The organism is Pseudomonas sp. NPDC089569 (assembly GCF_050280625.1).
In the GTDB taxonomy this organism is placed as follows: domain Bacteria; phylum Pseudomonadota; class Gammaproteobacteria; order Pseudomonadales; family Pseudomonadaceae; genus Aquipseudomonas.
Genome location: NZ_JBNNVQ010000036.1, coordinates 48,115 through 54,446, shown reverse-complemented (window position 1 = coordinate 54,446; position 6,332 = coordinate 48,115). Strand labels below are relative to the sequence as shown.

The following is a 6,332-nucleotide window of genomic DNA, read 5'->3' as shown; positions in this document are numbered from 1 at the left end:
CAGCGATGCACTGCTGTCGCTGGAGCGCGACAAGGTCGAGGCGACGGCGCTGCTTTCCAAGGGTGGCGACTGGCTGAGCATGGAGAAAATCAGCGCGAAGAAGAAAACCTGCTGGACCGCTGCAAGGCTGTCGGCGAGCGTCTGGTGACTGGCCTGAAGGCTATCCAGGCCAAGTACCCGGTGATCGGTGAAGTCCGTGCCCTGGGCGCGATGATCGCGGTCGAACTGTTCGAAAACGGCGACAGCCACAAGCCGAACCCGACTGCCGTGGCAGCGGTGGTAGCCAAGGCTCGCGAAAAAGGTCTGATCCTGCTGTCCTGCGGCACCTACGGCAACGTTCTGCGCGTACTGGTTCCGCTGACCTCGCCTGATGAGCAACTGGACAAAGGTCTGGCGATCATCGAAGAGTGCTTCGCCGAGATCTGATCACTCAGTGTGACCTGATCGACAAAAAACCCGCTTCGGCGGGTTTTTTTATGCCACCTGAAATATAACCGGTGTATTAGCGCTGTATCGAACAGCCGGCATTCGCTAAGGTTCAGGCATTGCCAGGGAGAGCCGTATGACAGTCGTCAATTTACCCGCCGTTCCAAGAGTGCTGATTGCCGAGGCCGACCCCTGGTCACGCGATCTGCTCAAGGAAGTCTTGTTGAATGTTCGTTGCGATGCGCGCCTGGACCTGTGTGCCGATGGGCAGCAGGCCCTTGAGCTGCTGGCCGCCCATCCTTACGATCTGGTGATCGCCGATTGGGAGTTGCCCGGCGTCGATGGCCTGAATGTGCTGCGCAGTGTCCGTCAGCGCAAACGCAATCCGCCGCTGCCCTTCATTCTGATGAGCAGCCGCAACGACAGCGCCAGCGTGCGCGAGGCGTTGCCGCTGGCACCTGCGGCCTACCTGACCAAGCCCCTGAACATGGAAAGCCTGACGCAGCGCTTGCAGGGCTTGCTGCTGCATGCCGGTGAGGAGGTCCTGTGCGAGGTGCCGTCGCTGGCGCCGGGCATGACCTTGTCGGTGTACCTGGAGCGTCGTCGCGAGCAATCCGAAGGCGCACCGCTGATGACCGACGTGCAGTTGGCGGTCAATCGCAGCCTCAATCCCAATGGCCTGGATCTGACGAAGCTGGAAGATGAGATCCGCAACGACCCGCAAGTCACCGCCGTGCTGATCGCGGCCGCCAACAGTGCAGCCCATCATAACGGCGCGGCGGTGCAGACCCTGTCCCAGGCGCTGCATCGGTTGGGTACAGGGCAAAGCATGAACCTGATTCTGGGGCTGGCGCTCAAACGCAGCGCCAAACTAAGTGATCCCTACCTGGCGGACTATGCCGAGCGTTATTGGGCGTTGTCGCTGCATACCGCCGAATACGCGCGGACACTGGCGCGCTTGCTGGAACTGGATCAGGAGCTTTGCTATTGCGCCGGGATGCTGCATCGCCTCGGTGATCTTGCGTTACTGCGTTGCCTGCAGGAATGGAAACAGGCCGGTGGCGAGCTGGACGAGTGGGAGGAGGTCGGTGACGCACTCGTCGATTTCAGTGCGGCCTATGGTTCGGCACTGCGCACCCGCTGGCGCTTGCCGCTGGAGTTGCGCCAACTGATCGCTGCGACTTATCAGCTCGGCGGCGGGGTTTATTCCCGCGAAGCGCTGGCCATGAACATGGCAGCGCAGTTGGCGCGCTTGAACGAGCATGACGACGTCGAGGCGCTGGCCGCGAGCCGAACGGCGCGGCTGCTCAAGATCGGCTTGCCGGAACTGATGCGCATGCGCAAGTAACGACACCCTTTACTGTAGGAGCGAGCACGCTCGCGATGGGCGTCAACGATAATGCTGGCAACCTGACACCCAGCGGTGTTCTGTCGTCCATCGCGAGCGTGCTCGCTCCTACAGGGAGTCGGGTTGTCAGCCTGAGACAATCCGGTTCTTGCCAGCGCGCTTGGCCCGATACATCGCCGCGTCCGCGCGGGCGAACAGGTGTTCCACGTTTTCATCCTGGTCTGTGAGGGTGGTCAGCCCCTGGCTGACGGTGATGCCGAATGCCTGGCCGTCATGCTCGAAGCTCAAGCGCTGGATCTCCCGTTGCAGGCGTTCGGCCACTTGCAGGGCCATGTCTGGCGTGCAGCCGGGGAACACCGCCGCGAACTCCTCACCACCAATGCGCCCGAACAGGTCGCCGCGGCGCAAGGCTGCGCGGCCGCTGTCGGCGATGCGCTGCAGCACGTTGTCGCCTTCCTGGTGGCCATAGGTGTCGTTGATCACTTTGAAGTCATCGATGTCCAGCATCAGGAAGGACAACGGCGTGCCCTCTTGCCGCGCCAGTTCGAACGCCTGGTTCGCACCTTCGAAGAAGTGCCGGCGATTACTGCTCTGGGTCAGGGCATCGATGGTCGCCAGGCGTTGCAGCTCGATCTCCATCAATTTTTTGTCGGTGATGTCTTCGGCGATGCCGACAATGATCACCGGTTGCCCCGGCTCGGCCTGGCGATTGATGAAACACTTGTCGCTGAGCCAGCGCACCTGGCCGTCGGCATCGATGATCCGGTATTCGCGGTCCTCGACGGCGCCTTTGTCCAGGACGTCCTCCAGGCTGCGTTGGGCGTATTCCTGATCGTCGGGGTAAATGCTGTCGAGCCACTGGTTGTAGTCCACCAGCAACCGGTCGGCGCAGCGACCGAAAATCCGTTCATAGGCGGGGCTTACGTACAGCACCTGACGGGTTTCCCAGTCGAATGCCCACAGTACCGCGTTGACGCTCACCAGCAGCGTGCTGAACAGCTGTTCGCGCTCACTCAGGCGCGCCACTTCGCCTTGAGCGTGCATCAGCGCCAGCAGGGTTTGCGCGGCCTCGGGCCATGGCGCCGCAGAGGTTTCTTTCAGGTTTTTGTTGATCATCGGCACAAATCTCGAAGGGCGTGCGCCGCTTGAATATCAAAAAACGGCCACAACGAAGCCCGCCAGGGTGGCGAAGTGTCTTTGAGAGGCGGGATTTGCAGCGAAGTTCCGAAAGGTGCGCCCCCTGCAAGGGCGCACCGATCAACGGCATCAGGCAGCGGTGGGGCGCAGGGAGTAGGTCTTCAACTGATCGGCAAAGTCGCGCAGGGACTGAATCCCGCTGGCTTCGGCTTCGTGAACCCAATCCTTGATGGCGGCCAGCATGTCGTGGCCATTTGAGCTGGTCTTGACCCAGATCTGCTGCAAGGCCAGGCGTTTTTCGTAAATTACCTTCAGTGCCTGGCTGTGTTCGAGCATGTTCTGGATGCGCACATGATGTTTTTCATCCAGCAGGCTGGTTTCCCGCGAGAGCAGGCGTTTGGCACGGCGGAATTGATAACGGACCGAGTGATCGACCTTTTCCAGCTCCTGCTTGACCAGCGGCCCGATCACCAATTTGCGGTACTGGGCCATGATCTGGAAGCGGTTATTGAGGATCGCCATGGCGGTGTCCATATCCAGATTGCCCTTGCCTTTGACACGGTGGGCAATCGGAGCGACGCGCTGAACCTTGGCCAGGCGCAGGAAACAGAACACTTTGATCCAGGCCCAGCCCAGATCGAATTCCCACTTCTTCACCGACAGTTTTGCCGAGTTAGGGTAAGTGTGATGGTTGTTATGCAGTTCCTCACCGCCGATCAGGATGCCCCAAGGCACCAGATTGGTCGCCGCGTCGCGGCACTCGAAGTTGCGGTAGCCGACGGCGTGCCCCAGGCCATTGACCACGCCGGCGGCCCAGACCGGGATCCACATCATCTGGACGGCCCAGATGGTGATGCCGATGGTACCGAACAGCAGCAGGTCGATGACGGCCATGATCGCCACGCCAAGCAACCGGTAGCGGGTATAGAGGTTGCGCTCGATCCAGTCTTCTGGACAGTTCTTGCCGTAGATGCGCAGGGTTTCCGGGTTCTGCGCCTCGGCGCGATACAACTCGGCACCTTTGCGCAGAACCGTGGACAAGCCCTTGATGACCGGGCTGTGCGGGTCGTCTTCGGTTTCGCATTTGGCGTGATGCTTGCGGTGGATGGCCGTCCACTCGCGGGTGTTCTGCGCCGTGGTCAGCCACAACCAGAAGCGAAAGAAATGTTTCAGGCCAGCATTGAGCTCCAGCGAGCGATGGGCCGAGTAGCGGTGCAGATAGACCGTAACGGCGACAATCGTCACGTGGGTCATCAGCAGGGTGACCGCCACCAGCGACCAGGGCGACAAGCCGAGAAAACCTTCGTACCACATAGGCTATGGGGCCCTCGATATAGAAAAAACAGCCGTTGCATTATCACCAAGCACACAGAGAAAACCAGTCGGCCTTTCAGATAAGAGTGGCCGGGCGTGTCTTTAACTTATAATCCCGACATTTTTGTAAGGACATGGACAGTCTTATGCCTGCCACCTATCGCGACGCATTGCGCGTATCACTGCTTTACCTGTTGTTTTGTGTGGTCTGGTTGCAGTTCAGTGGCTATTTATTGAACAGTTTCTTCGATAGCTCGGTCGAGCGATCGAGATGGCAACTGATCAACGGTTACGTCTTGGGGGCGCTCAGTGCCGGGCTGATCTTCGTTGCACGGGCGCGATTGCTGCGTTGCCTGGGCATCGGTGCACAGTTGAGTGAGCACAGCAAGGATCGTGAGCGTTTGCGCCAGGCCGCCGCCGTATTCGACTGCACGCGTGAAGGGGTGCTGGTAACCGACTGCAGCGGGTTGATCGTGCATGTGAACCGGGCGTTCATGGACATCACCGGCTATCGCAGTGATGAAGTGTTGGGCCAGCGGCCCAGCCTGTTCAAATCCGGCCGGCACCCGGCCGATTTCTATCAGGCAATGTTCGCCACCCTTGATGTCGCCGGTGAATGGAGCGGGGAAATCTGGAACCGTCGCAAGAGCGGCGAAATCTATCCGCAATGGCAAACCATCCGCGTTATCCATGATGACCTGGGGCGGCGCAGCCATTTTGTCGCGGTGTTTTCCGATATCAGCGCGATCAAAAACTCCGAACACGAGTTGATGCACCTGGCGCACCACGATCCGCTGACCGATCTGCCCAATCGTTTGCTGTTCACCGACCGCACCGAGCAGGCACTGGCTTCGGCGCAGATACACAAACGCGGCTGCGCGTTGCTGATGGTCGATCTGGATCACTTCAAGCTGATCAACGACAGCCTTGGCCACACCATCGGCGACCAGTTGCTCAAGGCGGTCGCCGAGCGCCTTCACGCCATGTTCGACCCTGGCATTACGCTTGCGCGCCTGGGAGGCGATGAGTTCGCGGTGCTTGCCGAGAGCTGCCCGCATCTGGTCCAGGCTGCGGCGCTGGCCCAGCGCATCATCGATGGGCTCAAGGAGCCATTCCTGATCGAGGGGCACCAGTTGGTCATCAACACCAGCATTGGCATCAGCCTGTTTCCCAGCGATGCCTTGAGTGCCGAACAATTGCTGCGCAACGCCGACTCGGCACTGTTCAAGGCCAAGAGCGTCGGCCGCAATGGCTACGCGCTCTACACCGAAGAGCTGACCGCCCATGCGCAGCAGCGAGTCGAGACGTCTTTCGAATTGCGCCGAGCGTTGGATCAGGAGCAGCTGCGGGTTTATTACCAGCCGGTTCATGACCTCAAGACCGGTCGCCTGGTCGGTGTCGAAGCACTGGTGCGCTGGGAGCACCCTCAGCGCGGACTGGTCTCGCCGGCCGAGTTCATTCCGGTGGCCGAACGAACCGGTTTGATTGCCGAAATCGACGCCTGGGTGATGCAGCAGGCCTGTCGGCAAATGTGCCAATGGCAGCAGGCCGGTGTGATGCTGTCGTTCGTCGCGGTGAATGTGTCCTCGCGCCTGTTCGCCCGTCGAGAGCTCTATCGGCAGGTGGCGCAGGTGCTGCGCGAAACCGGACTGGACCCGGCCTGCCTGGAACTGGAAGTCACCGAGAGCGCGGTGATGGAGGACCCTGAGGTCGCGCTGGAGCAAATGCACCGTCTGCGTGAATTAGGGGTGCGACTGGCCATCGACGACTTCGGTACGGGCTATTCATCGTTGCTGCGGCTCAAGCGTTTGCCTGTGCAGAAACTCAAGATCGATCAGGGTTTTGTCGCCGGCCTGCCGGGGGATGAGGACGACGCGGCCATTGTGCGGGTGATCATCGCGCTGGCGCAGAGCATGGGAATGCAAGTGCATGCCGAAGGGATCGAGCAGGTCGAGCAAGCCGTGTTCCTGCTTGAGCAAGGCAGCCATCTGGGTCAGGGCTACTGGTTCGGCCGACCAGTCCCGGCCACACAACTGAATTGGCTGCACACGCCGATCATCAAATGTACACCCCCCCCTGTAGGAGCGAGGCTCGCCCGCGAAGAACG

At 60.5% G+C, this 6,332-nt stretch carries 4 protein-coding genes and 2 pseudogenes; 4 read left to right on the top strand and 2 right to left on the bottom strand.

What is annotated here, in order from left to right:
• The 3 genes and pseudogenes from ACQKP2_RS16320 to ACQKP2_RS16310 all read left to right on the top strand — a co-directional run.
• Positions 1–89 (top strand): annotated as a pseudogene (locus ACQKP2_RS16320) (hypothetical protein); the annotation flags it as partial.
• Positions 90–96: 7 nt separating this feature from the next.
• Positions 97–426, top strand: a pseudogene (locus ACQKP2_RS16315) (aminotransferase class III-fold pyridoxal phosphate-dependent enzyme); the annotation flags it as partial.
• Positions 427–562: 136 nt separating this feature from the next.
• Positions 563–1,774 (top strand): HDOD domain-containing protein, encoded by a 1,212-nt coding sequence (locus ACQKP2_RS16310; RefSeq protein ID WP_427577846.1) that lies wholly within the window; start codon positions 563–565, stop codon positions 1,772–1,774.
• Positions 1,775–1,900: 126 nt separating this feature from the next.
• On the opposite strand, the gene ACQKP2_RS16305 is transcribed toward ACQKP2_RS16310, so the two are convergent.
• Complete coding sequence (locus tag ACQKP2_RS16305) at positions 1,901–2,890, bottom strand: sensor domain-containing diguanylate cyclase (protein WP_427577844.1); 990 nt, start codon at positions 2,888–2,890, stop codon at positions 1,901–1,903.
• 150 nt (positions 2,891–3,040) lie between these two features.
• Positions 3,041–4,225: a delta-9 fatty acid desaturase DesA gene (gene desA, locus ACQKP2_RS16300; RefSeq protein ID WP_427577842.1), complete on the bottom strand. Its 1,185-nt coding sequence runs from the start codon at positions 4,223–4,225 to the stop codon at positions 3,041–3,043.
• 146 nt (positions 4,226–4,371) lie between these two features.
• Between desA and dibA the strand changes: the two genes are divergently transcribed.
• The coding region (dibA, locus tag ACQKP2_RS16295) for a phosphodiesterase DibA (protein ID WP_427577840.1) at positions 4,372–6,332 on the top strand (1,961 nt) is incomplete at its 3' end.

What these genes read in the sequence shown, in the direction of transcription:
- ACQKP2_RS16310 (WP_427577846.1), top strand. Translation starts at nt 563, where the DNA reads ATGACAGTCGTCAATTTACCCGCCGTTCCAAGAGTGCTGATTGCCGAG.
- ACQKP2_RS16305 (WP_427577844.1), bottom strand. Translation starts at nt 2,890, where the DNA reads ATGATCAACAAAAACCTGAAAGAAACCTCTGCGGCGCCATGGCCCGAG.
- desA (WP_427577842.1), bottom strand. Translation starts at nt 4,225, where the DNA reads ATGTGGTACGAAGGTTTTCTCGGCTTGTCGCCCTGGTCGCTGGTGGCG.